General features: G+C 59.2%; 25 protein-coding genes. 14 read left to right on the top strand and 11 right to left on the bottom strand.

Annotated elements, in window-relative coordinates; translation table 11 throughout:
• Nucleotides 1-815 precede the first annotated feature (815 nt).
• On the bottom strand, nt 816-1,118 hold the full coding sequence (locus GTP46_RS08050; RefSeq protein ID WP_161006098.1) for a hypothetical protein: 303 nt from the start codon (nt 1,116-1,118) through the stop codon (nt 816-818).
• A gap of 426 nt (nt 1,119-1,544) precedes the next feature.
• On the opposite strand from GTP46_RS08050, the gene GTP46_RS08045 reads away from it, so the two are divergent.
• Complete coding sequence (locus GTP46_RS08045) at nt 1,545-1,802, top strand: hypothetical protein (protein WP_161006097.1); 258 nt, start codon at nt 1,545-1,547, stop codon at nt 1,800-1,802.
• A gap of 406 nt (nt 1,803-2,208) precedes the next feature.
• Nucleotides 2,209-2,475, top strand: a complete 267-nt coding sequence (infA, locus tag GTP46_RS08040; RefSeq protein WP_161006096.1) for a translation initiation factor IF-1 — start codon at nt 2,209-2,211, stop codon at nt 2,473-2,475.
• A gap of 694 nt (nt 2,476-3,169) precedes the next feature.
• Here infA and GTP46_RS08035 read toward each other — a convergent pair.
• Entirely contained in the window at nt 3,170-3,862 is a 693-nt protein-coding gene (locus GTP46_RS08035) for a PEP-CTERM sorting domain-containing protein (protein ID WP_161006095.1), read from the bottom strand.
• Between the two features lie 324 nt (nt 3,863-4,186).
• Here GTP46_RS08035 and GTP46_RS08030 point away from each other — a divergent pair, with 324 nt between their 5' ends.
• The 7 genes from GTP46_RS08030 to GTP46_RS08000 all read left to right on the top strand — a co-directional run bounded on the left by GTP46_RS08030 (nt 4,187) and on the right by GTP46_RS08000 (nt 13,024).
• The gene (locus GTP46_RS08030; RefSeq protein WP_161006094.1) at nt 4,187-4,660 is read left to right on the top strand and encodes an FxDxF family PEP-CTERM protein; all 474 of its coding nucleotides are present in this window, start codon (nt 4,187-4,189) and stop codon (nt 4,658-4,660) included.
• A gap of 74 nt (nt 4,661-4,734) precedes the next feature.
• The gene (locus GTP46_RS08025) at nt 4,735-5,223 is read left to right on the top strand and encodes a DUF4124 domain-containing protein (protein ID WP_161006093.1); all 489 of its coding nucleotides are present in this window, start codon (nt 4,735-4,737) and stop codon (nt 5,221-5,223) included.
• 63 nt (nt 5,224-5,286) lie between these two features.
• Nucleotides 5,287-6,315, top strand: coding sequence for an HTH-type transcriptional regulator GntR (gntR, locus tag GTP46_RS08020; RefSeq protein WP_161006092.1), 1,029 nt, complete (start codon nt 5,287-5,289; stop codon nt 6,313-6,315).
• A gap of 141 nt (nt 6,316-6,456) precedes the next feature.
• The gene (locus GTP46_RS08015) at nt 6,457-6,927 is read left to right on the top strand and encodes a gluconokinase (RefSeq protein ID WP_161006091.1); all 471 of its coding nucleotides are present in this window, start codon (nt 6,457-6,459) and stop codon (nt 6,925-6,927) included.
• 96 nt (nt 6,928-7,023) lie between these two features.
• Nucleotides 7,024-8,361 (top strand): MFS transporter, encoded by a 1,338-nt coding sequence (locus tag GTP46_RS08010; RefSeq protein WP_371869589.1) that lies wholly within the window; start codon nt 7,024-7,026, stop codon nt 8,359-8,361.
• Between the two features lie 16 nt (nt 8,362-8,377).
• Nucleotides 8,378-10,747 (top strand): GH36-type glycosyl hydrolase domain-containing protein, encoded by a 2,370-nt coding sequence (locus GTP46_RS08005; RefSeq protein WP_161006089.1) that lies wholly within the window; start codon nt 8,378-8,380, stop codon nt 10,745-10,747.
• A 33-nt stretch (nt 10,748-10,780) separates the two neighbouring features.
• Nucleotides 10,781-13,024: a beta-glucosidase family protein gene (locus tag GTP46_RS08000; protein WP_161006088.1), complete on the top strand. Its 2,244-nt coding sequence runs from the start codon at nt 10,781-10,783 to the stop codon at nt 13,022-13,024.
• Nucleotides 13,025-13,027: 3 nt separating this feature from the next.
• Here the strand turns inward: GTP46_RS08000 and GTP46_RS07995 are convergent, their stop codons facing one another.
• From GTP46_RS07995 to GTP46_RS07985, 3 genes are all read right to left on the bottom strand, one after another.
• The gene (locus GTP46_RS07995; protein ID WP_161006087.1) at nt 13,028-13,864 is read right to left on the bottom strand and encodes a substrate-binding periplasmic protein; all 837 of its coding nucleotides are present in this window, start codon (nt 13,862-13,864) and stop codon (nt 13,028-13,030) included.
• A 98-nt stretch (nt 13,865-13,962) separates the two neighbouring features.
• Entirely contained in the window at nt 13,963-14,253 is a 291-nt protein-coding gene (locus tag GTP46_RS07990) for an RnfH family protein (protein WP_161006086.1), read from the bottom strand.
• Nucleotides 14,243-14,677: a type II toxin-antitoxin system RatA family toxin gene (locus tag GTP46_RS07985; protein WP_161006085.1), complete on the bottom strand. Its 435-nt coding sequence runs from the start codon at nt 14,675-14,677 to the stop codon at nt 14,243-14,245. Before GTP46_RS07985 ends, GTP46_RS07990 begins: the two co-directional genes overlap by 11 nt.
• 75 nt (nt 14,678-14,752) lie before the next feature.
• Here GTP46_RS07985 and smpB point away from each other — a divergent pair, with 75 nt between their 5' ends.
• The 3 genes from smpB (at nt 14,753) to GTP46_RS07970 (ending at nt 16,582) form a co-directional block, all read left to right on the top strand.
• Nucleotides 14,753-15,202: an SsrA-binding protein SmpB gene (gene smpB, locus GTP46_RS07980; RefSeq protein WP_161006084.1), complete on the top strand. Its 450-nt coding sequence runs from the start codon at nt 14,753-14,755 to the stop codon at nt 15,200-15,202.
• A gap of 135 nt (nt 15,203-15,337) precedes the next feature.
• A complete protein-coding gene (locus GTP46_RS07975) occupies nt 15,338-16,030 on the top strand; it encodes a hypothetical protein (RefSeq protein ID WP_161006083.1) in 693 nt (230 codons plus the stop codon).
• Nucleotides 16,031-16,582, top strand: coding sequence for a FlgO family outer membrane protein (locus GTP46_RS07970; RefSeq protein ID WP_161006082.1), 552 nt, complete (start codon nt 16,031-16,033; stop codon nt 16,580-16,582).
• Here GTP46_RS07970 and GTP46_RS07965 read toward each other — a convergent pair.
• Nucleotides 16,579-17,409, bottom strand: coding sequence for an NAD-dependent protein deacetylase (locus GTP46_RS07965; RefSeq protein WP_161006081.1), 831 nt, complete (start codon nt 17,407-17,409; stop codon nt 16,579-16,581). The two genes, GTP46_RS07970 and GTP46_RS07965, sit on opposite strands and share 4 nt — an antisense overlap.
• 125 nt (nt 17,410-17,534) lie before the next feature.
• On the opposite strand from GTP46_RS07965, the gene GTP46_RS07960 reads away from it, so the two are divergent.
• Complete coding sequence (locus tag GTP46_RS07960) at nt 17,535-18,134, top strand: PEPxxWA-CTERM sorting domain-containing protein (RefSeq protein WP_202414185.1); 600 nt, start codon at nt 17,535-17,537, stop codon at nt 18,132-18,134.
• Nucleotides 18,135-18,230: 96 nt separating this feature from the next.
• Here GTP46_RS07960 and GTP46_RS07955 read toward each other — a convergent pair whose 3' ends face one another.
• From GTP46_RS07955 to ppsA, 4 genes are all read right to left on the bottom strand, one after another.
• Entirely contained in the window at nt 18,231-18,641 is a 411-nt protein-coding gene (locus tag GTP46_RS07955) for a DUF4259 domain-containing protein (RefSeq protein WP_161006079.1), read from the bottom strand.
• A gap of 2 nt (nt 18,642-18,643) precedes the next feature.
• Entirely contained in the window at nt 18,644-19,579 is a 936-nt protein-coding gene (locus GTP46_RS07950; protein WP_161006078.1) for an SPFH domain-containing protein, read from the bottom strand.
• Between the two features lie 21 nt (nt 19,580-19,600).
• A complete protein-coding gene (locus GTP46_RS07945; protein ID WP_161006077.1) occupies nt 19,601-20,023 on the bottom strand; it encodes an NfeD family protein in 423 nt (140 codons plus the stop codon).
• Between the two features lie 150 nt (nt 20,024-20,173).
• Complete coding sequence (gene ppsA, locus GTP46_RS07940; protein WP_161006242.1) at nt 20,174-22,603, bottom strand: phosphoenolpyruvate synthase; 2,430 nt, start codon at nt 22,601-22,603, stop codon at nt 20,174-20,176.
• 153 nt (nt 22,604-22,756) lie between these two features.
• On the opposite strand from ppsA, the gene ppsR reads away from it, so the two are divergent.
• A complete protein-coding gene (ppsR, locus tag GTP46_RS07935) occupies nt 22,757-23,605 on the top strand; it encodes a posphoenolpyruvate synthetase regulatory kinase/phosphorylase PpsR (RefSeq protein WP_161006076.1) in 849 nt (282 codons plus the stop codon).
• Between the two features lie 99 nt (nt 23,606-23,704).
• On the opposite strand, the gene GTP46_RS07930 is transcribed toward ppsR, so the two are convergent.
• Nucleotides 23,705-24,904, bottom strand: coding sequence for an EAL domain-containing response regulator (locus GTP46_RS07930; RefSeq protein ID WP_161006075.1), 1,200 nt, complete (start codon nt 24,902-24,904; stop codon nt 23,705-23,707).
• Nucleotides 24,905-24,910: the final 6 nt, after the last annotated feature.

Below are 24,910 nucleotides of genomic sequence, written 5' to 3'. Positions count from 1 at the left end.
TTCCTATAGGCGCAAAGCGGCATTATACAGGAAGCGCGGATGTTTGTCTGCAACAACCTCAGACTTCCTCAAGGATAGCGAAAATCGAAATTCCGCAATGGGGAAATGGTTTGGGTTTGTCTGGAAATGCCCGGGTTTTCGCCCAAAATGCGCCCGCGTTTTCAGCGGATTCAAGGTCTGCTACGCGCAACCTACAACATTGTCATATGAATTTTAGTGCGCGCAGAAGCAGGCCAGATCAGGCAAAAGCGACCATTGTCAACGCGGGGATAATCATAGCCCGAATTGATGGCGTACGGGCTGCTGCATTGTTTCAGGGGCGCGCCGGGGTGTCGCTTGCGGTTATCGCCAGGCCCCTCAATGAGCCGGGCACCGGCGCCGCCCTGACTGACTTACCGCAGCCTCCGCTGCATGTGTGTCGCACCGCACAAAAGTAATCGCTCATCCGTGTGACTATCGTGATAAACTTGATAACTTGCATGAAGGGGGCTTCATGTTTCAGACAGTAAATCGTGAGTACGGAGGCTGGGCAATCACGATTCGCTGCAACCACAGAAACTCTGTCGTAGACAAGGCCACCCCAGCCGCGTTCGAAGCTATGGCAGAGGCAGAACTTCTCCCAGAAGAGAATCCCCTTGATTGGGTAGATCCACGCATACAAATTCTGAGCACCCGCGGCCGAATATTTCGATGCCCCGAGGAATGCGTTGCGTCACTCCTTGCAGAGGCCCAAGGGCTGATAGACGCGCTGCGCAAGTAGCGATCCGCGCTTCATCGGCTTGGCGCCAGGCTTGAGGGGCATGCGGCCCATCATACTAGGATTCCAAAATGCAAATATACCTTCGCGTCCTTAAAAACTCTATTACCCAGGTGGTGGCCATCATCTGCTTGTTGCTTACAGACTTCATAACAGCTGGACTTTGATGGCTGGCTTGTTTCCACGGCTTGTAGGGAAGAAAGTCCGCCTGGATGAAAACCTGGTGATCCGTTTCAATACTGCGCAAGCGGGATTGCCGAACAAGTCCAACCTTTTCATGGGCCACAGCGCCGCGCACGGCCGCGTTCTGCTCAGGCGTCCATTTATGCTTGGGCGCATTGATACCGCGTGATTTGGTCATGCCCCCGCTCGTTCAGGCCGGCGGGTGATGAACACAGTGCGCGGATCGTAGACCGCGGAATGCGGTGGCTTCCGGCGAGCCAGGTTGAGCTGGCGCCGGCCTTTTTGTACAGTTATGGACACGTAGTTCCTCTGGTCGTTGATGTGGCCGCGCTGCAACGCGGCGGCTGTATTACCTAACCGTAATTCGTTTCATTTCCTTGCGTGCTAGGATGGAATGCCTGACCTGAAGTGGTTTGTTTTTGGCCGCGAACCCCACGCGGCCTTTTTCTATTTCTGGCCTTCTGCCGCTTCCCGTACCATGCGCTCGTAGTGCTCGCGCTGCTGGTGCTGCATCATGGGTTGATCACCTGCCCGGCCAGCACCGCGCGCATGTCGCGGAAAGTCATGTCGGTCAACTCAGGGATGCTCCCAGCAGCAGGCGGTTATGGCGGATCTTGCTGATCACCGGCGGCGCCGGTTCCAGACAGCTCCAGAGATTTACGAAGGCAGCAAGCTTGGTGTTTCCAAAAATTGGGTCGATAGAAAAGGGGGCATTCCAGAGCGCTTGGTTGCGATCCGGATCAAGGGCGACAGCGTGGAACCGAACCTATACGAAGGCGAGCTGCGCAAGCGTGGCATCTTCATCTCTCCATCAGGCGTTCAGTCGGTAACTGTCAGATCAAGTCGCGATCACTACACTTGATGAGAGCCCTCACATATGTCTCATTAGGTTAATACAACCTTTTGCTGTACACTAAATGCCCCACCTCGGTACTTTGTCACCGTCCTGTTTCCTTCCTGTTTAGGCCTAGCCCATTCCTGTCTGATTCTCGACCTATGGCTCTACTTTAGAGTTGGGCTCATTCGTCCACAGCTAGGAGCACCATATCAGTACACATACAGGAACTATCCATTGGTTTAGCAGGTTAAAGGGTATTGGCCAGATCAGGCCGAATGCCGGTGGCTATGATGTATTGGCCAACATAAGTGATTTTATTGAAGCGCAGCCAGCAGGCTCGCTTGAACACAAGCTTGTTTCGTACAAGCTCGCCAACTCAGATTTCGGCGGACAAGCTCGACAAATCCACCTCATTCAGGGGAGCTAAGTCATGGCAAAAGAAGAACTCATCGAGATGCAAGGCGTTGTCCAAGACATCCTGCCCGACAGCCGTTTCCGCGTCGAATTAGAAAACGGCCACAATCTCATTGCCTACACCGCTGGCCGAATGAAAAAAAATTTCATCCGTATCCTTGCCGGCGACCGCGTCACCCTTGAACTGTCCGCATACGATTTAAGCAAAGGTCGGATCACGTTCCGTCATATCGACTCGCCTAGAGCAACGGCCTCTCGCCCGAACTTCCGAAATAGGCGCTGAGCTCGATCTTGACCAAGTCGCCATGACAAGGCGAGGTCAGTCACAATCGACCTGCTTGCTGGTGCAGACAACGAAGCGGTGTGGCAAAGTGAGATTTTCCATCTCTGCCACCCGACCAGAATCCACGGTGCCGCCCTGCTCCATCGCACAAGAAGGTCGACCAGCGACTTCGGCAAGGCCATCAAAGAGCGTGTCAGCAGGCCATAACCGACGATGTCATCGAGAGCGATCCTCTTGACCGAGTTAAGTTGCGCAAGATCCTCAGTCGGGAAGCCTGCGATGTCGCATTCGAAACCGACCCGTTCAGCACTACGGAAATTCAAGCCATCTTCGCCGCTTGTGAAGGGCAAATGCGGAATGTCTTGCAGTTCGCATTTTGCGGTGGGATGAGGCCGAGCGAGTACATCGCACTGCGGTGGCCATCCGTCTCGCTGCAAGAGTTTAAGGTTTCAGTCGAAAGGGCCCGCGCTGCCGGCGCAACCCAAGAGTGAACAAAAACGAAGGGCGGACGGCGAATAATCGATCTCCGCCAAGGAGCCTTTGACGCGCTCGTTGCCCAAAAGAAGCGCACATATCTGGCAGGCCAAGTAGTGTTTCAAGATCCCGCAACGCGCAAGGGATGGAACAACGGATCGCCTCGCGATTGGAAACGCCAACCTGCCGACTGGCGTTTCTCCTGGCGAAAATCCGTCGCTTACGATGCGCGTTTCTTGCGTGCTGCAAATCCCAACATAGCCAGCCCCACGCCCAGCATTGCGTAAGTTGCAGGCTCCGGCACGGCGGCCAGCATGTTGACTTCGTTCTGGTACAGGCGAACCTCGTCCGAGGTGCTCACCAGCGTCTCCCCCAGGAAGCCATTGACAATCACTTTGCCGCCAACGGTATTCAAGATACCGGATGCGCTACCCAGCGTCGCCAGGCTCACCGCGCCGGACACTTCGCGCGAGAAAATGCCATAAGTAGGGTTGGTCAGCGTCTGCGTCGCGCTGCTGAGGCCGGCGGCCAGCGCCGCCGAGGTGATGGTCAGATTGTATTGATTGTATGCACCTTGGGTAACGCCTACGGTGGCGTCATCGGTGGCCATCCAATTGCTATAGATCAACTTGCCACCACCGCTCAGGTAGCTGTTCAAATTGATGCTGTGACCCGTACTGTCGAACTGAACGACCACCAGATCGTAACTGCCGGTGATTGCCGCATTGAAGGCGCCATCGCTCGATACGGTGGTCACGCTCAAACCCAAGCCGGACAGGGCCGAACCCCATACGTCGTTGCTGTGAACAAAGTCATCAAACAGCAGCACGTTGGTCGCTTGCGCGGCAGATGCCATCGCCATGGTCGTCAAGCCGGCGAGGACTACTTTTTTTGCGAATTTACCCAGCGTCATCTTGTTCCCCTTTTATTTTCTAATAGTTTGGCCTTCCGGTGCCGCCGAGAAGGCATGCAAAAATGTAAAGCAAAATGAATATATTACAACTCAACTTGCAAGTAAATAGGAACATATGCTGCGAAAAAAAATAAGCAACCCAGCGGGAAAGACTGTTGTTTATGAGGGCAGAAGTGTCAAATGTTAAATCTTGCAGCGCGGAATTGGCGTTGTTTTAACACCAATCTAATAATAAGACTATCGTGGCTCACCGCTTCACTGCGGCACAACAGTCCGGTAGCTGTGTCTGCCGGTCACTATAACGTCATGTTTAGGGGTTCTACGATGAAACTGAAACTACTAGCTGCAGCATTACTGGCTGGCGCCGCCTTCTCCGCCACCGCCGCCGACCAAACCATCGGTGTTGGCCTGGGTACCACCGAGTTCTGGGGTACCCCCACACTGCTGGAAGGTGGCTCCGACACGCTGACCTTCGATGGTCTGGCGTCCGGGCTCTACAATGTAACCGTCTCGTATCAGGCCAACTTCCTGAATATCGCGTCGGTTTCCTTGAACAACAACCTCGGCACCTCGCTAGTTCTCGGCGGTCCAACCGGCTACTTCAGCGTCGGCGGACTGACCATCTCGGCCAATTCGCCATTCACGCTGGTCCTGACCGGTGACGAAGCCACCTCGTCGTTCGCCCAGTACCAGGGCGCCATCACCGTCACCGCCGTACCGGAACCTGCCACCTACGGCATGATGCTGGGCGGTCTCGCCCTGCTGGGCTTCGCTGCGCGTCGTAAGCAACAGTCGTAATCGCCGTTTGCGCTCCAGTTGACAGTTGCCGTAAATCATGGCGAAATCACTGTATGCCTTTCTGGAGCGCTCTTATGAATTACCGCAACACCCTGTTGACCACCCTGCTGCTGGTCGCCGCCCCGCTGGCGATGGCGCAATACATGTGGATCGACGATAAAGGCATCAAGCAATTCTCCGATCGCCCGCCGCCGCCGAATATCCCGGAAAAGCGCATCCTCAAGGCACCCGGCAAGCCGCTGTTCAATCCCAACGCTACCGAACCGGAACCGGCTGCCGAGACGCAAGCCGCCAAAGCTGCGCCCACGCTGGCCGAGCGCAACGCCGACTTCAACAAGCGCAGAAGCGAAGCCGCCGATGTTGCCAAGCAAACCGCCGCCAACGCCCAGCGCAAGGCCGACGAAGCGGCCAATTGCAACGCCGCGCGCCAGCACCAGCAGGCGCTAGACCAAGGCTTGCGCCTCAGTAGCTACGACAAAAACGGCGAACGTGGCTATATGAACGATGACCAGCGTGAAGAATTACGCAAAAACACGCAAAAAGTGTTGGCCGACTGCAAATAGATATTCTTCCTTTGGGTATAGCTGCCGTATGATATCGCTATCAATATCATTCAGACTGCAGCAATGACGAAGACTCAAGCGGGCAAGAGCCGCGCCAGCGGCCGGATTACCCTTGCGATGGTGGCGGCAAAGGCTGGCGTGGCCACCATGACCGCCTCGCGCGCCATCACCCAGCCGGAAATGGTGTCGCAAGCCCTGCGCGACCGTGTCGACGCCGCCGTGGCCGAGCTGGGTTACGTACCCAACCGCGCCGCCCGCGCACTGGCTTCATCGCAATCGAAAGTAATTGCGGTGCTGGTGCCATCGCTGTCCAATGCCGTGTTCACCGAGGTGCTGGCCGGCATTCAGGATGCGCTGGACGTTGACGATTACCAGATCCTGATCGGCAACACCCGCTACTCCGATAAAGAAGAAGAAAAGCTGATCAACACCTACCTGCAGTCCAACCCGGACGGCATGCTGCTGTCCGGCCTGACTCACAGCCCGAAAGTGCAGCAAATCCTGACCACCTCGCGCGTGCCGGTAGTATCGATGATGGACATGTCGACCGATCCGGAACAGCTGACCGTGGGCTTCTCGCAATTCCAGGCTGGCTACGCCATGACCCGCTACCTGCTGGACAAAGGCCACAAGCGCATCGGTTTCATCGGCGCACAGCTGGACGAACGTACCTTGCGCCGCGCCGAAGGCTACCGCAAGGCCATGCAGGAAGCCGGCCGCGCCGACGCCAAGCTGGAAGTCATGGTGGGCGAGCCGTCCACCATCGCACTGGGCGCCGAATTGCTGGGCCGCATGCTGGCCCAGGCGCCCGACTGCGACGCCATCTTTTGCTGTAATGACGACCTTGCGCACGGTGCCATCTACCAGTGCCAGCGGCGCGGCATTGCCGTGCCGTCGCAGTTGGCCATTTGCGGCTTCAACGACCTGCCCGCTTCAGCGTGGATGAATCCCTCGCTAACCACCATCGGCACGCCGCGCTACCGCATCGGCTTCGAGGCGGCGACGCTGCTGCGCGCCGTCATCAAGGGCGAACAGCCGGCCACCCGCCAGATTGACCTCGGCTTTACGCTGATGGCAAGGGAAAGTGCCTAAGCAGCACGCACACCCCGCTGCTGCGTCGCAACATCGATAGTTCTTTACAAATTTCGCAATCCGTCTAAACTCGGCGAATCTGTTAGCGCTATCATTCATATACTCAAAAGTGTAAAAGTTAAGGCGCCGCGCTGGGTCGTCATGGGCGTCAGCGGTTGTGGCAAAAGTTCGGTGGGATTGCAGCTGGCCGGCGCGCTGGAGGTGCCCTTTCTCGAAGGCGATACCTATCACTCCTTCGAGAACGTGGCCAAGATGACTGCCGGCGTGCCGCTCACCGACGCCGACCGCGCCGACTGGCTATGGGCCCTGCATCGCGAAATCCGCGACGCCCGCCTCAAGCACCATGGGCTGGTGCTATCCTGTTCCTCGCTGAAGCGGCGCTATCGCGACCTGCTGCGCAGCGCCGATCCAGAGCTGCGCTTCGCCCACCTGGCCGGTCCGCGCGAACTGATCGCCGAGCGCATGTCGGCACGCCACGATCACTACATGCCGACCGCGCTGCTGGACAGCCAACTGGCCACACTGGAGCCGCTGCAGGACGACGAAGCCGGCCTCGTGCTGGACATCGCCCAGCGCCCCGTGCAACTGGTACGACAGATTTTACGAACATAGTTACCGCTATCAAAAAGCTCTCCCCGGAACAGTAACAGGTTCCGTTCAGGCAGTGATACCCTTACTGCCTGTTTTTACAAGCGTATGAAAGCAATCGTGAACAAACATTTGACCTGGCGTGAAAAAATCAGCTACGGCGTGGCCGACATGGGTTTCAATTTTTATTGGACCAACATTGCCACCTTTCTGCTGATTTACTACACCGACACGTTCGGCATTTCAGCCGCCGCCGCCGCGTCCATGATGTTCACGATTAAGCTCATCAACGCATTCACCGACCCCATGATCGGCGCGATGGCTGACCGCACCAGTACCCGCTGGGGCAAGTTCCGGCCCTACCTGATCTGGGTGCCGCTGCCGCTGGCCGGCGCAGCCTTCCTCACCTATACCACGCCCGACCTGTCGGAAGGCGGCAAAATCATCTGGGCCTACGGCACCTATCTGTTCATGATGGTGTGCTACACCTGCATCAACATCCCTTACAACGCGTTGTCCGGCGTGCTGTCGGCAGATCCGCAGGAGCGCTCCACCGTCAACGGCCTGCGCTTCATCTGCGCTTTTGCCGGCGGCACGCTGGTGACGGCAGCCACGCCATGGCTGGTGCACCAGCTGGGCGGCGGCAACGATAAACTGGGCTGGCAACTGACCATGCTGGCGTGGAGCGCACTGGCGTTCGTGCTGTTCGTACTTACCTTCCTCAACACGCGTGAGCGCATCACCCCACCGGCCGAGCAAAAGACCAATGTGTGGCAGGACGTGCGTGACCTGTCGCAGAACCGTCCGTGGGTGGCGCTGTTCTTCCTGGCGCTGATCATCATGATCACGATTACGCTGCGCACCAGCAGCGCAGCCTACTACTTCAAGTACGTGGTCGAACGTCCGGATTTGATGGCGGGCTTTGTGCCGGCCTACATGCTGGCCGCCGCCGCAGGCGCCTCGCTCACGCCACTAATGACGCGCTTCATCGACAAGCGCAAGCTGATGATGATTTTGATGACCATCACTGCCCTGCTCTCATCGGCCTTCTTCTTCGTACCGAAGGACCAGATCGCGCTGATGTTCGTGCTGCAGGTCGGCATGGGCCTGGCGCTCGGACCGAAGTCGCCGCTGGCCTTCTCCATGTACGCCGACACCGCCGACTACAACGAATGGCGCACCGGCCGCCGCGCCACCGCCATGACCTTCGCTGCCGCCACCTTCTCGCAGAAGCTGGGCACCGCCGTCGCCGTAGCGGTGATCGGCGCCATCTTCACCAAGCTTGGTTACGTCGCCAACGCCGCGCAGAGCGCCGTGTCGCAGGCCGGCATCGTGTGGCTGATGTCCTTTATTCCTGCTGCCTTCGCGCTGCTCGCGGTGGCCGTGATGTTCTCCTACAACCTCGATAACCATAAGCTGCTGCAGATCCAGTCGGATCTCGAAGCGCGCAAATCCTGACTGAGAGAGATAGCCCATGTTACGCCCCACCCACAACGGCGACCGTTACGAACTGACCAGCGCCACCGCCATGCCACAAGCAGCCGGCTTCCTGTGGAACCAGAAGATGATGATCCAGATTACCTGCCGTGGTTACGCCACCGCGCAGTACATGCAGCCGGAGCCTGCCAAGTACGCGTACGCGCCGAATCTGGAAGCCAAGACCTTTATGCAGCCGGAGCAGAACTACTACGCGCATCATCCGGGCCGCTTCTTCTACATCAAGGACGAAGAGACGGGCCAACTGTTCTCCGCTCCATATGAGCCGGTGCGCGCACCGGTGGACAGCTACACTTTTTCGGTCGGCAAAAGCAATCTGGAATGGACCATCGAGCACCTCGGCATTCGCATCGAACTGGTGCTAGGCCTGCCGGTGGCCGATGTGGTGGAACTGTGGTCGCTGCGCGTGACCAACATCTCGGGCCGCGCGCGCAAGCTCAGTGTCTACCCTTACTTCCCGATCGGTTACATGTCGTGGATGAACCAGTCCGGCGAGTACCGCGCGGACTTGGGCGGCGTGGTCGCCAGCAGCGTCACGCCGTATCAGAAAGTAGCAGACTACTTCAAGCAAAAGGACTTCAAGGACAAGACCTACTTCCTGTGCGAGCAAGCACCGGATGCGTGGGAAGTGCGCCAGTCCGCATTTGAAGGCGAAGGCACGCTGAATCGCCCGCAGGCCATCGATGCCGAACAACTGGGTGGCAGCGATGCGCGCTACGAAACGCCCACCGCCGCCGTGCAGTACCGCCTCGCGCTGGCCGACGGCGAAGCACGCGACTACCGCTTTGCATTCGGCCCGGCATTTGACGATACCGAGATCAAGGCCGTGCGCGCCAAATACCTGAGCGCAGAAGGCTTCAAGACCGCCGCCGACGAATACGCCGCCTACATCGCCGGCGGCCCCGGATGCCTGCGCATTGAAACGCCGGACGCAGACCTCGACAACTTCGTCAACCACTGGCTGCCGCGCCAGGTGTTCTACCACGGCGACGTCAATCGCCTGAGCACCGATCCACAAACGCGCAACTACCTACAAGACAATATGGGCATGAGCTTCATCAAGCCTAGCGTGATGCGCAAAGCCTTCCTGCACGCGCTGTCGCAGCAGGAGGCCAGCGGCGCCATGCCGGACGGGATCCTGCTGGCCGAAGGCGCGGAACTCAAATACATCAACCAGGTGCCGCATACCGACCACTGCGTGTGGCTGCCGGTGGCGCTCAAAGTCTACCTCGATGAAACCGGCGACTACGACATCCTCAACGAAGACGTAATCGGCGCCGACAGCGGCATCGCCCTCACCGTCTCGGAGCGCGTGAGCAGCGCCATGGACTGGCTGCTGCACGCGCGCGACAAGCGTGGCCTCAGCTACATCGCGCAAGGCGACTGGTGCGATCCGATGAATATGGTCGGCTACAAAGGCCGCGGCGTGTCCGGCTGGCTGACTGTGGCCACTGCGTATGCGCTCAACCTGTGGGCCGAGATTTGCGAAACCACCGGCGCCAGCTCCTCGCTGGCCGAAAGTGCGAAGCACTTCCGCACCGGCGCGCGCAACGTCAACCGCGCCGCCAACGAACACCTGTGGGACGGCGACTGGTACGCGCGCGGCATCACCGATGATGATGTCATCTTCGGCACCAGCAAGGACAAGGAAGGACGCATCTGGCTTAACCCGCAGGCATGGGCCATCCTCGGCGGCGCCACCAACGCCGGCCAGCGCGCCTCGATGGTGGCGCAGGTCGAGCAGCAACTGTGCACACCATACGGCGTGCAGATGTTCGCGCCGCCGTTCAGCGCCATGCGCGATGATGTCGGCCGCGTGACGCAGAAGCATCCGGGATCGGCGGAGAATGGCGCGGTCTACAACCACGCCGCCGTGTTCTACATCTACAGCCTGTACACCATCGGCGAGAGCGACCGCGCCTACACGCTGCTGCGCCAGATGCTGCCCGGTCCAAGCGAAGCGGATTACCTGCAGCGCGGCCAGCTGCCAGTGTTCATTCCTAACTACTATCGCGGCGCGTACAACGAGTATCCACGCACCGCCGGCCGCTCCAGCCAGTTGTTCAACACTGGCACCGTGTCGTGGGCCTACCAGTGCTTCATCGAAGGCCTGTGCGGTTTGAAAGGATGCAGCGACGGCCTGGCGATCAAGCCGCAACTGCCATCGCAGTGGGACCGCATGAAGGTGGTGCGCCAGTTCCGCCATGCGACCTTCAATGTGTCTATACAACGTGCGGACGTCGGCGAGACGCAAGTCTGGCATGAGGGCAAGCGTTTGACTGAAAACGTTTTCACCGGTATCGTTGCGGGCGGAGCATATGCGCTGGAGGTTTTGATCCCGCGCTGAAGATCAACTAAAACTACAAGGACAACGTACCGTATGAAAAAGCGTCTCTGGCTGTCTCTCGCACTGGCTTATCCACTCATGTTGACCGGCGCGCACGCCGCAGACGCAAAACAACCTTGGCTGGACGCCGCGCAATCCCCGGATGCGCGCGCCGACCAGCTGGTCAAAGCGATGACGCTGGACGAAAAAATCCAGACCGTGTTCGCCTACTTCTCGACCGAGTTCTCGCCGAAGAAGCACGAGCAGCCGAAGGAAGGCCGTCCTGATTCGGCAGGCTGGGTGCCAGGCATTCCGCGTCTTGGCCTGCCGTCGCAATGGCAGTCGGACGCCGGTGTCGGCGTGGCGACGCAAGCCGTCTCCAAGAAACCATACGAACGTACCTCTTTGCCTTCGGGCCTGGCCACCACCGCAACCTGGAATCCCAAGCTGGCCTTCGCCGGCGGCGCGATGATCGGCAGCGAAGCCCGTTCCACCGGCTTCAATGTGCTGCTGGCCGGCGGCGTGAACCTGATGCGCGAACCGCGCAATGGCCGCAACTTCGAATACGGCGGCGAAGATCCACTACTGGCCGGCGTGATGGTCGGCGAACAGATTCGCGGCATCCAGTCGAACCATATTATTTCGACCGTTAAGCACTACGCCTTCAACGACCAGGAAACCAACCGCAATCACATCGACGTCAAAATCGAAGACCAAGCCGGCCGCATGTCCGACCTGCTGGCGCTGCAATTTGCGATTGAGCGCGGCCAGCCTGGCTCCGTGATGTGCGCTTACAACCGCATCAACGGCGACTACGCCTGCGAGAACAACTACCTGCTGAATGAAGTGCTGAAGCAGGACTGGAAATATCCGGGCTACGTAATGTCTGACTGGGGCGCGACCCACTCGACGATTCCTGCAGCGCTGCGCGGACTTGACCAGCAATCCGGCTTCCCGTTCGATAAATCGGACTACTTCAACCAAGCGCTGAAAGAAGCCGTGGTCAATCGCCACGTGCCGGAAGCGCGCCTGGACGATATGGTCAAGCGCATTACCCGCACCATGTTTGCCAACGGCGTGGTGGAACATCCAGTGGCAACGCCAACGTCGACCGATGCCGGCATCGACTTCACAGCGCACGGCAAAGTCTCGCAGGCCGATGCTGAAGAAGCCATCGTGCTGCTGAAGAATCACAACGACCTGCTGCCGCTGGCCGCTGGTGTGCGCAGCATCGCCATCATCGGCGGCCACGCAGACGTGGGCGTGCTGTCGGGCGGCGGTTCGGCGCAGGTGTATCCGAAAGGCGGTTCGGCGGTGCCGAACGAAGGCCCGGCCTACTTCCCTGGTCCGATCGTGTATCACCGCTCGTCGCCGATGGGCGAACTGGCCAAGCTGACCAAAGCCAAGCTGGCCTACAACGACGGCAAGGACGTCGCCGCAGCAGCCAAACTGGCCGCCAGCAGCGATGTGGTCATCGTCTTCGGTAACCAGTGGATGGCCGAGAGCTTCGACTCGGATGACCTGAACCTGCCGGGCAAACAGGATGAACTGATCGCCGCCGTGGCAAAGGCGAATCCGAAAACCGTGGTGGTGCTGCAAACCGGCGGCCCGGTTGTGATGCCTTGGCTGAACAACGTCGGCGCAGTGCTGGAAGCGTGGTACACCGGCTCCAATGGCGGCGCAGCGATTGCGCGCGTGCTGAGTGGCGAGGTGAATCCGTCGGGCCGCCTGCCTGCGACCTTCCCTGCTTCGCTGGCGCAGCTACCGCGTCCTAAACTTGACGGCGACGCCAAGACCAAGGACGAAACCGTCATTGAGAAATTCACCACCGACTACAACATCGAAGGCGCGGCCATTGGCTACAAGTGGTTCGACCTGAAAGGCCACAAGCCGCTGTTCCCGTTCGGTTATGGCCTGTCGTACAGCAGCTTCGCGCTGGAAGATTTGAGCGCCAAGCCTGCGGGCACCGGCATCGAAGTCACGTTCAGCATCAAGAACACCGGCAAGCGCGATGGCAAGGCGGTAGGCCAGGTCTACGTGTCGTCGCTGGCTGGCGGCTGGGAAGCACCTAAGCGCCTCGGCGGCTGGGACAAGCTGGAACTGAAGGCCGGCGCCAGCGGCAAAGCCTCGGTGAAGATCGACCCACGCCTGCTGGGCGTGTACGACAGCGCCAGCAAAACCTGGAAGATCGCCGCCGGCGAGTACCTCGTCACGTTGGCCGATTCCGCCGGCGCCAAGCCAGCAGCCAGCGTCAAGGTCAAGCTGGATGCGACAACGGTGGATGTCAACGGCCGCTAAGCTTCACTCGGGCGTGGACAGGCTGTTCAACAACGGCCCCACGCCCGGCTTGAAGGTACGTTTGATGGTGGCTTCATCGATGTAACGGGAGTAAAAGCCGAGCACCATCTGCTCGGCTACCATGCCCTTCAGAACTGAGGCATAAAACTCGCGGGTGTGCGCCGGCACCGTACTCTTGGAAACATAAATGCCAGTAAAGCGCGGCGTCGCTTCCGAAATCGGCAGCACCACGCTGCGCTTCAGCTGCCCTTTTTTCATGTATTTGCCATAGATCGCCGCCGTGGCTACCGTGCCGTCGGCACGGCCCATCTCCAGCTTGCCGAACACGGTTTCAAAATCATTCACCACTTCCAGCCGGCCGGCAGCGGCCAACAACGCCAGTTGTGTCTCGATTGGTGAATCGTAAACCAGTCCGCGCGTGATATTAAGTCGCCCGGTTCCTCGCTCAACGAAATCGCTGAGACTGGCGTAGCTCTGCCCCGGTGCTTCGCGCAGGATCAAGTCGTATTGCAGGTAGGCGTAAGGCAGGTGGCGGGCGTAGACGTCGCGCTCCGGCGTGCGGAACGCGCCCATTGCCATGTCTATGTGTCCGGCTTGCAGCTCCACAAACAGCCGCTGGCGCGGAAACCACTGAAACTCAAACTTGCAACCGGAGCGCCGCGCCATTTCGTTGATAACATCCACCCCAATACCGACGATGCGGCCATTCTCGCGATAGGAGCTATAGCCAAGATCGCTGACGCCGACACGCGTCACCGGCGGGCAAACAGCAGCGGCCTCGGCGGAGGGCTGGCAGCCATACAGCACGGTAATCGCGAGCAACCAATAGCTTCTCATCATGAACTCTTCGCAGGTGGTGACGATGAGTTTATCTTAGGTTGCTGCGGTACGGGCAGGAAGGCCCATCGCCGCAAAGCCAGTTTGCAACACTGCAGAGGTCAAACAGGCGCGGCGGTTTTGCGGCGGCGGCGGGCTTGCTTGGGGTCGGCGATCAGGGGGCGGTAGAGTTCGATGCGGTCGTGTTCGCGCAGGACGGTGTCGCGCGATTTTTTCTTGGCATAGATGCCGGTTTCCAGTGCGGCCACATCAAGGCCGGGCGCGGCTTCGGCCAGGCCACTCAGGGCGATGGCTTGTTCGATGGTGGTGCCGAGCGGGACTTGCAAGGCGCGCAGGAATTGCGTCGCCTCGCTGGCGTAGCACACCTGGATGTTGATGGTCTCAGCTGCCATACACCGTTTCCGCCCGTTTGCAGAAGGAATCCACCATGCTGTTGGCGATCATCCCGAACACCGGCCCCACCAGCTTGGCCAGCAAGGCACTGGAAAATTCGTAGTGCAGGTCGAGGTCGATCTTGCAGGCGTCCTCACGCAGCGCCTTGAAGGTCCAGGTGCCGTCCAGGCACTTGAAAGGACCGTCCACCAGCCTCATCTTGATAGCACTGGAGGGCGTGTTTTCATTGGCAGTGGTGAAGCTCTGCTTGACGCCGTGGTAGTTGATGCCAACGCTGGCCACCACCGTATCGCCAGTGCGCTCCTTGACCTCAACACCACCGCACCACGGCAAAAATTTGGGATAGTCCTCAATCGCAGCCACCAGATCAAACATTTGCTGGGCGCTATAAGCGAGTAAAACTGATTTGTGTACTACTGCCATTGTCTAACCATTTGCTATGATGTTGAATTATTCGCGCTGTTGGGCGCGCAGCAGTAGTTTAACCGATACCATCTCATGACCATAGCTGATAACAAAAAAGCCTTTTTTGACTACTTCATCGAAGACCGCTATGAAGCGGGCGTCGTGCTGGAGGGCTGGGAGGTCAAGGCCATCCGCGACAACAAGGTACAAATCAAGGAAGCCTACGTCACCATCAAGGGCGACGAGCTGTTCCTGTTCGGCGCTCACATCAGCGCCCTGCCGACCGCGTCCACCCACATCAGCCCGGAAGCCGTGCGCACCCGCAAGCTGCTGCTGCATCGCGAACAGATCGACAAGCTGATCGGCAAAGTCACGCGCGCCGGCTACACCCTGGTGCCGCTCAACCTGCACTTCAAGGGCGGCCGCGTGAAATGTGAAATCGGCCTCGCCAAAGGCAAGAAAATGCATGATAAACGTGCTACCGAGAAAGATCGCGATGGCAAGCGCGAAGTGGCGGCCGCGATGAAAACCCATCGCCGCTAAAACTGTTGCGCACTCTGTACAAAACCCGGTCCCGTACCGGGTTTTTTATTGTCCGGACAATTTCTAATTAGAAACATCCATGCTAAACTGGGTGGAGAACGATTTTACATTCGCACCTTTGACGACGAGGCAATAATGGCGCTGAAAACTGCAATGGCTCTGGCAGCCGGAATCTTGCTGGCAGGATGCGCGGCACGCTATACGCCGACGCCGCTGGCCGCCAACTTCCCCACCACCAAGCAAGCCAAGCTGCAGGCGGCTTACCACTGGGGCGTCATTTCCGACAATATCGAAAAAGGCGTGGCCGCCGAGCTCAAGAAGAGTCCGCCCCGTCCGGTCTTCATCAACGAACCGAAAGACCCAACGCCGTTCCAGCGCGCGCTGGCGACCCAGCTGACCACCTCGCTGGTCAATGATGGCTACGTGGTGTCGCGCAGCCCGGCCGGCTCGCTCAAGGTTGATATGGATGTGCAGGCCGTTAGCTTCAGCGCCAACCGTCCGCAATACCGCTACCACGGCGAGCGCGCCATCCTCGGCGCCGGCGTCTGGCTGCTGAGCGAGATCGAAGCACCGGCCCTGCTCAATATCGCCGCTGGCGCCGGCGCCTGGGATGCCTACGACTGGTTCAATGCCCAGTTCGCACCGGGCGCAACGCCAAAGACTGAAATCATCGTCACCGTTTCGGTGTCCGACCAGTACCGCTATCTGGCGCGCAGCACCTCGGCCTACTACGTGGCCGACACCGACCGCGTGCTGTACGGCATCGTCGATCCGAAGCCTGAAGAACCTAAACTGACCCGTACCTTCCAGGTGCGCGGAGACATGTAAATGCTGAACAACGTACTGCGTACCTCCGTGCTGGCCCTGCCGCTGCTGCTGGCTGGCTGCTCCTCGACGCCGAAAAATGAAGAAGGCAATTACGCCACCATCTCATCGAACCAGTTCATCAATGCCAACTACAAGGCGGCCGATGCGCTGCTGCAGCAACTGAGCGGCAAGCTGCTGGCGGACAAGCCGCTGATCGTCGCCACCGTGGTCAACATCGATTCACTGGAACAGACCACCACGCTGGGCCGCCTGGTGTCGGAGCAGATCTCGACGCGCATGGCTCAGGGCGGCCTGAGCATGCTGGAAATGAAGCTGCGTAACAGCGTCTACCTGAAACGCAACCAGGGCGAGCTGATGCTGACCCGCGAAATCGGTGAAGTCGCCAACAGCCACAACGCGCAAGCCATCGTGGTCGGTTCGTATGCCGAAACCAGCGACATGGTATTCATCAACATCAAAGTGATCCAGCCGAACACCAACTTCGTGCTGGCCGGTCATGACTACGTGCTGGCCAAGGAAACCATCGTCCGTTCCATGCTGCAGCGGAATTAAACCAGCAACGGCAGCACATCCACTGCCGACGCTTCCACCTTCAAGCCGATCAAGTCATCCGCCCGGGTCTTCCCGATGTTGATGGCCGCGATCGGCTTGTTCGCTTGGGCTGCCAGCTTGGCAAAGCGGAAGCCCGAGAACACCATCAGCGACGAGCCCACCACCAGCACCGCGTCGGCCTCCTCGGCCAGCTGCAGCGCTGCGGCCGTGCGCTGGGCCGGGATGTTATCGCCGAAGAAGATCACATCCGGCTGCAAGGTGCCGCCGCACGCTGCGCAGTACGGCAGCTGGAAATCCTGGAGCTCATCCAGCTCCACCTCAGCATCGCCGTCGGGACGCGCTTCCGGCACCACCTCGCCGGCCGGGCCGGTCGGTACCAGTTCCGGATTCGCCTGCGCCAGCCATTGCTGAATTCCGGCGCGCGGATGCACGCTGCGGCAATCGAGGCAAACCACACCATGGATATTCCCATGCAGCTCGATCAGCTTGCGGCTGCCGGCCCGCGTGTGCAAGCCGTCGACGTTTTGCGTAATGATGCCGTGGATGCGCCCGGCTGCTTCCAGCTCGGCCAGCGCGTGATGGCCGGCGTTGGGCGCAGCCCCGGCCAAAGTCGGGTAGCCGGCCATGCTGCGTGCCCAGTAGCGGCGGCGCACTGCCTCGGACTTGCGGAAATCCGGCCCCTGTATCGGGTTGCGGCCGCGCCGCACGCCGTCCTTGTCGCGGTAATCGGGTATGCCGGAGGCCGTGCTGAGGCCGGCGCCGGTCAGCACCAGCACCCGTTGATTGTCGCGCAGAAAGTTTTGCAGCTGTTGGATATCTTGGTTCATGCCGGAATGGTACAACACATCAGAAAATGACAAATGTCCCTAGCTTGTTTTGCTGTTGCCGAGATAGAATTTGCATGTCTTTTGTGAAATTCAAATTGCCAATAATCAACATACGGGGAAACGCCATGAAATTTCTGAAAACTGCCGCCATCGCGGCCCTGCTGGCCAGCGGCGCAGCACACGCATCGACCGAACTGCTGACCAACGGCAGCTTCGAGCAAAACCTGCAAGCCAACGGCACCTGGAACATCTACAGCAACCTGACCGGCTGGACCGGTGGCGCCTACGGCATCGAACTGCGCAACAACGTAGTCGGCAATGCCCCGGACGGCGTGAACTTCGTCGAACTGGATACCACCGCCAACAGCTCGATGTTCCAGAACGTGTCGACCGTGATGGGCCAGAACTACACCCTGACCTTCAAGTTCCAGGACCGTCCAGGCGTGGCCACCTCGTCGCAAGGTCTGGAAATCAGCTGGGGCGGCAGCGTGGTTGGCACCGTGAACAACTCGCTGGGCGGCGGCTGGCAGACCGTCAGCTACAACCTGATCGGCAATGGCGCTACCGAAGCGCTGAGCTTCAAAGCCATCGGCACCAGCGACAGCCTGGGCACCTCGCTGGATAAAGTCTCGCTGACCACCGCCGTACCTGAGCCAGAAACCTACGCCATGCTGCTGGCTGGCCTGGGCCTGGTAGGCTTCGCCGCCCGCCGCCGCAAGCAGTAAAACAACTTCGGGGTCAGCTCTGTCATTTGGACATTTGGGAACTAAATTTTTCGCATTAGTTCCGCAATGTCCAAATGACAGAGCTGACCCCGAATTTTAAAGACGGGCGCGCAGGTCTTCGACTGAGGCGCGCCAGTCTGCGTAGTGCTCGCTGTCTTCCCACAGTTGGCGTAGTTCGCTGTCCGGACCGAGAACGCGCTCGATGGCTTGCGCGGCTTTCGCCGCCAAGTCGGTGCGCGGTTTGACCGCCTTGGCTTTGCGCGCCTCTACCCATTCGTCTACCGATGCGCTGTCCTCGCTGCGCGGTCCGCCTTTGCCTTGCAGGCGCGCCAGCACTTCAATTGCCGCTAGCGCTTCCGCCGCGAACGGTGCTTCCAGTTCGCCACCGTTCTCCAGCGCCGTATTGAGCGTGTCTTCGACCGCGTCCAGATTGCTCGTCTCGTGCAAATCCTCCGCCCAGTCCTGCGCGAAGTCGTTGCCGAAGGCGTCTACCGCCCAAGTACCCATGCTTACTCCTTGATGATCTTGCTCTGCGTTTTGACGACCTGCATCGCGGTGGCGATCAGGCCGCTCATCTCGCCCAAATTGGCCGGTATGATAATCGAATTATTGGTCTTGGCAAGCTGGCCGAACGCGCCAACGTATTGCTCGGCGACTTTGAGGTTCATGGCCTCGTCGCCGCCCGGTTCGCGGATTGCCGCGCCGACCTGGCGCAGTGCCGACGCATTCGCCTCCGCCAGCGCCACAATTGCCGCTGCCTGGCCTTGTGCGCGGTTGATGGCTGCTTGCTTGTCGCCCTCGGAGCGTGCAATCTGCGCCTCGCGTTCGCCGCTGGCGATGTTGATCTGCTCCTGGCGACGGCCTTCCGATGCGGCGATCAGCGCACGCTTCTCACGCTCGGCTGTGATCTGCGCCTGCATGGCGTGCAGGATTTCTTTCGGCGGCGTCAAGTCCTTGATCTCGTAACGCAGCACCTTCACGCCCCAGTTGGAGGCTGATTCGTCAATCGCATTCACGATGGCGGTGTTGATGTGTTCACGCTCTTCAAACGTTTTGTCCAGTTCCATACGGCCGATCACGGAACGCAGCGTGGTCTGCGCCAGCTGCGTAATCGCGGCGATGTAGTTGGACGAGCCGTACGACGCGCGCATCGCGTCAGTAATCTGGAAGTACAGGATGCCGTCCACCTGCAGCTGCGTGTTGTCCTTGGTGATGCAGACCTGCGGCGGCACGTCGAGCGGTATCTCTTTTAGCACGTGCTTGTAGGCGATGCGGTCCACAAACGGAATCACGATATTGAGACCCGGCCCCAGCGTCGCATGATATTTACCGAGCCGCTCCACCACCCACGCGTGCTGCTGCGGCACCACGTTGATGGTTTTAAAAACGAATACGACAGCCAAAACAAACAAGATAAAGGTAACGTTGCCTAAACTGATGTCCATGTAAATCTCCGTTGATTAATCTTAGGCCGCCACAATCAGGCGGCTGCCACGCACTTCACGAATGATGAACGGGCCCGGCGTGGCGCTCACGCCCGGAGCCAACTCTACATCCCACAGCGCGCCGCGATACATCACGCGCGCTGCGTTATCCTGCCACGCCGGCACATGCACGGTCTGGCCGATATCAAGGTTCACGTCCGGGTTGCGCGCCGCATCGATACGCTCCTGCGGCTTGCCATAACGGCTGCGGCGCAAGACCAGCGTCGCAATGATGCCGACCGCTGCCGCCACCAGCCATTGCGCCGCCTCGCCGAAGCCCAGCAAGGCCGCAGCACTGCCGGCCGCCAGCCCGATGGCTATCATCAGCAGGTAGAAAGTCCCGCTGAACAGTTCGAGTATTACAACCACGCCGGCAGCCGCCAGCCAGTAGCTCCAATCAGCCATGATGCGCTCCTTTCAAATGAAAAAACCCTCGCTTCCCAACATGGGCGGCGAGGGTTTTTAGCTGCTGACAGATGGTATTGATAGAGTTTTTTACTACTAAATTCGATAACTCCAGTCTATACCATTTTCAGCTTACGTCAATCACTTCAATTACTTCTGCAAGGACGCCAGCTTCTGCCAGGTGTCGATCACCGAGTCAGGATTCAGCGACATCGATTCAATGCCCTGCTCCATCAGCCACGCGGCGAAGTCCGGGTGGTCCGATGGACCCTGGCCGCAAATGCCGATGTACTTGCCCTGCGCGCGGCAGGCTTGGATCGCTTGCGACAGCAGGGCTTTCACCGCGTCGTCGCGCTCGTCGAAGTCAGCTGCCAGCAGCGCCATGCCGGAATCGCGGTCCAGGCCCAGCGTCAGCTGGGTCAGGTCGTTGGAACCGATCGAGAAGCCGTCGAAGTGTTCGAGGAAGCGGTCTGCCAAGATGGCGTTCGACGGTACTTCGCACATCATGATCAGGCGCAGGCCGTTTTCGCCGCGCACCAAGCCGTTCTTGCCCAGCAGGTCCACCACCTTCTCAGCCTGGCCCAGGGTACGCACGAACGGCACCATGATCTCAACGTTGGTCAGGCCCATGTCGTTACGCACGCGCTTCATCGCTGCGCATTCCATTTCGAATGCGCCGGCGAAATCAGCAGCGAGGTAGCGCGCCGCGCCGCGGAAGCCCAGCATCGGATTTTCTTCGTCCGGCTCGTAGCGCGAACCGCCGATCAGTTTCTTGTACTCGTTGGACTTGAAATCCGACAGGCGCACGATCACTGGTTTCGGCCAGAACGCAGCGGCGATGGTGGCAATACCTTCGGCCAGCTTGTCGACGTAGAACGCTTTCGGCGAAGCGTGGCCGCGCGCGACCGACTCCACTGCCTTCTTCAAGTCAGCGTCGATGTTTGGATATTCCAGGATCGCTTTCGGGTGCACACCAATGTTGTTATTGATGATGAACTCGAGGCGAGCCAGGCCCACGCCGCCGTTAGGCACGGCCTGGAAGTCAAACGCCAGCTGTGGATTACCCACGTTCAGCATGATCTTGGTCGGCAGTTTCGGCAATTCGCCGCGCTGCACTTCCGATACTTCGGTTTCCAGCAGGCCGTCGTAGATCTTGCCTTCGTCGCCTTCAGCGCAGGACACGGTCACGAAGGTGCCGTCTTTCAGCACGTCGGTCGCATCACCGCAGCCCACCACCGCAGGCACGCCCAGTTCACGTGCGATGATCGCTGCGTGGCAGGTACGTCCGCCGCGGTTGGTGACGATGGCGGAAGCGCGCTTCATGACTGGTTCCCAGTTAGGGTCGGTCATGTCGGCGACCAGCACGTCGCCTGGCTGTACACGTTCCATGTCGGCCGGGTCGTGAATCACGCGCACCGGACCGGCACCGATCTTCTGGCCAATCGCGCGGCCCGAGGCCAGCACGGTGCCCGACGATTTCAGCTTGAAGCGCTGCTGCACATCGGTGGCTTTCTGCTGCGACTTCACGGTCTCTGGACGCGCTTGCAGGATGTACAGCTTGCCGTCGCGGCCATCTTTGCCCCACTCGATGTCCATTGGACGGCCGTAGTGGTTTTCGATGATGACAGCGTACTTGGCCAGTTCCACCACTTCCTGGTCGTTCAGCGAGTAGCGGTTGCGCAGTTCGACTGGCACGTCAACGGTCTTCACCGAACGGCCAGCTTTGGCTTCGGCAGTGAATTCCATCTTGATCAGTTTCGAACCGATATTGCGGCGGATAACAGGCGACTTGCCTTTTTCCAGCATCGGCTTGTGGACGTAGAATTCGTCCGGATTCACTGCGCCCTGCACCACGGTCTCACCGAGGCCGTAGCTGGAGGTCACGAACACCACGTCCTTGAAGCCCGACTCGGTGTCGATGGTGAACATCACGCCAGCCGCGCCCAGGTCGGAACGCACCATGCGCTGCACGCCAGCCGACAGCGCTACTTCAGCGTGGGTGAAGCCTTTGTGCACGCGATACGAAATCGCGCGGTCGTTGTACAGCGAGGCGAATACGTGCTTCATCGCGTCCAGCACGTTGTCGATGCCGACCACGTTCAGGAAGGTCTCTTGCTGGCCTGCGAACGAAGCGTCTGGCAAGTCTTCAGCAGTCGCCGACGAGCGCACCGCGAACGACATTTCGGTCGACGAATCGGCCACCAGTTTTTCGTAGAAGGTATTGATTTCCGCTTCCAGGCGTGGCTGGAATGGAGTCTCGATGATCCATTGACGGATCTCGGCGCCAGCTTGCGCCAGCGAGCGGACGTCGTCGATGTTGAGGTCGACGAGGCGATCGGCAATGCGATCGGCCAACGACTTGCCGCCGTCGGCACTGTGCGACAGGAAGTCGCGGAAAGCTTGTGCCGTGGTGGCGAAACCACCGGGCACGCGCACGCCGGCTTCCGCCAGCTGGCTGATCATTTCGCCGAGAGAGGCGTTCTTGCCGCCGACGGATTCAACATCCGTCATACGTAAGTTTTCGAACGAGGCAACGTAAACTGCGTCGTTGTTTTGCTCCTTCAATGCTGCGTTGGACATAATTACACCTTTTTGATGATAGAAATCTTCCAGCGAGGCGCAGACTTGTTTCTTGTTATTCTGTTCGTCGTGCAGCACAATAAAACCATTGGCGCTCATTCTACAGCCTGAAGCGCGAATTGACGAACCACAATACCCGATAGCGTCCTCTACATGACACAAGAACAACGACCACCACTGCCCTCCGCCGCCCGCACCGTCTTTTTTGTCTCGGACGGGACTGGCATTACTGCTGAAACCTTCGGTCACTCGGTGCTGACCCAGTTCGAGCTGCGCTTCCGCCAGGTGCGCCTGCCGTTCATCGATACGCTGGACAAGGCGCATGATGCAGTGCGCAAAATTAACGAGGCATTTGCCACCGACGGTCAGCGCCCGATCATCTTTTCCACGCTGGTGAAGACCGAGTTGTCGGACATCATTCGTCTATGCAAGGGCATGTATATGGACATGTTCCAGACGTTTGTTGCGCCATTGGAACAAGAGTTGGGCGTGAAATCGACCCACACGATTGGGCGTTCGCACAACATCGTCGACAGCGAGGAATACAAAAACCGGATCGAGGCGATCAACTTCTCGCTGGCGCATGATGACGGCCAGTCGCACAAAAATTTGTCGTCGGCCGATGTGATTCTGGTGGGCGTGTCGCGCTCGGGCAAGACCCCGACTAGCTTGTATCTGGCGATGCAGTATGGGATCAAGGCGGCCAACTATCCGCTGATTCCGGACGACTTCGAGCGCGGCAAGCTGCCGTCGTCGCTGTATGAGTTCAAGTCCAAGATTTTTGGTTTGACGATTACGCCGGAACGTTTGAGCGAAATCCGCAATGAACGCCGTGCAGGCAGCAAATACGCAGCGCTGGAAAACTGCCGCTATGAGGTCAACGAAGCAGAGTTGATGATGAAGCGCGAAGGCATCCGCTGGCTGTCCTCGACCACCAAGTCGATCGAGGAAATCTCGACCACGATCCTGCAAGAGATCAAACCGGACCGCCGGGAGTACTAGTTCGCAAACCCGCACGGCCACGCAGGGTCAGACCCCGTACGGGGTCTGACCCTTAAGTGGTAACGCCAGCGTCGAGGCAAAAGCGTGTGGGGTAGAGCCTCAGAAGAAGTGCTGCCAATCAGCTAGCCAACCCGGGAAATCTTCTACGGGCATGGGTTTGGCGATGTAGTAGCCTTGCGCGTAGGTGCAGCCGAGGCTTTGCAGGAAGTCCCAATCCTGCTTGGTCTCCACGCCTACCGCCACCGATTTGCGATCGAGGCTGCGCGCCAAGCCGAGGCAAGAACGCAGCACGGTCCCAATCGCTGCGCGCTTGGAGGCGCCGTCCACGAAGCTGCGATCTATTTTCAATTCCGAAAACGGAATACGCGCCAGCAGTTGCAGATTGCTGCGCCCCGTACCGTAATCGTCGATCGCCAGGCCGAAGCCTTTCATCCTCAAGCGCAGCAATCGCTCAAGGAAATGCGGATCGGTACTCAACACCGACGACTCGGTCATTTCAAACGTGATGTAGTCCGCCATGATGCGATGCCGCTCAAGACAAGCCGCAATCTGCTCCATGAATTGCGGATGCGCCAGCGTGGTCTGGTCGACATTGATCGACACGGAAATCGGCACGCCCTGATCATGCAAAGTGCGGCACGCTACCACTGACTTCTCGATCATGGTCCAGTCGAGGAAATCCACGCGGCGGTGATCTTCCAGCGCCTGCATGAATGACGCCGGCCCAAGCACGCCATGCAGCGGATGCCGCCAGCGCGCAAACATCTCCAGGCCTTTGACCTGCCCGGTCTCCAGCTCAATCTTCGGCTGGAAGAAAGGATCAAACTCGCGCGCCTGCAAACCCTGCCCCACTTCGGCAAACGACAGCTTCGGCGCCGGCACAAACTCGCCACGCCCTTCACCAGGCTGCAGGTAGTTGGCGACTAATGCCATCAAGCGGCTGCCAATCACCGGCTTGCCGATCGCACCCAGCACATTCACGCCGTAAGCATCAGCCATGGTCTCAACCGAGAACAGCACCGCATTGGTCTGCGCGCCCACCACGATGATGCCCGCCTTGCAGCGCGCCTCGCCGAGGCGGCGGATCAGTTCCAGCGCATCCATTCCCGGCAGTGCCAGGTCGATGATGGCGATGTCCACCGCCGGCGTAATGCCAGCATTGAAGTGGCGCAGCGCCGTGTGGCCATCCGGCGCCTGCGTGATGTGGCCAACGCCAACATGCACCAGGATATCCGCAAGAGCGTGGCGTTGAACCTGATCTCCTTCGGCTACCAGAAAATGCAACTGCGCGATATCCATGTACGG

The organism is Duganella flavida (genome assembly GCF_009857445.1).
Taxonomy (GTDB): domain Bacteria; phylum Pseudomonadota; class Gammaproteobacteria; order Burkholderiales; family Burkholderiaceae_D; genus Rugamonas; species Rugamonas flavida.
This window is presented reverse-complemented; position numbering and strand designations above follow the sequence as displayed.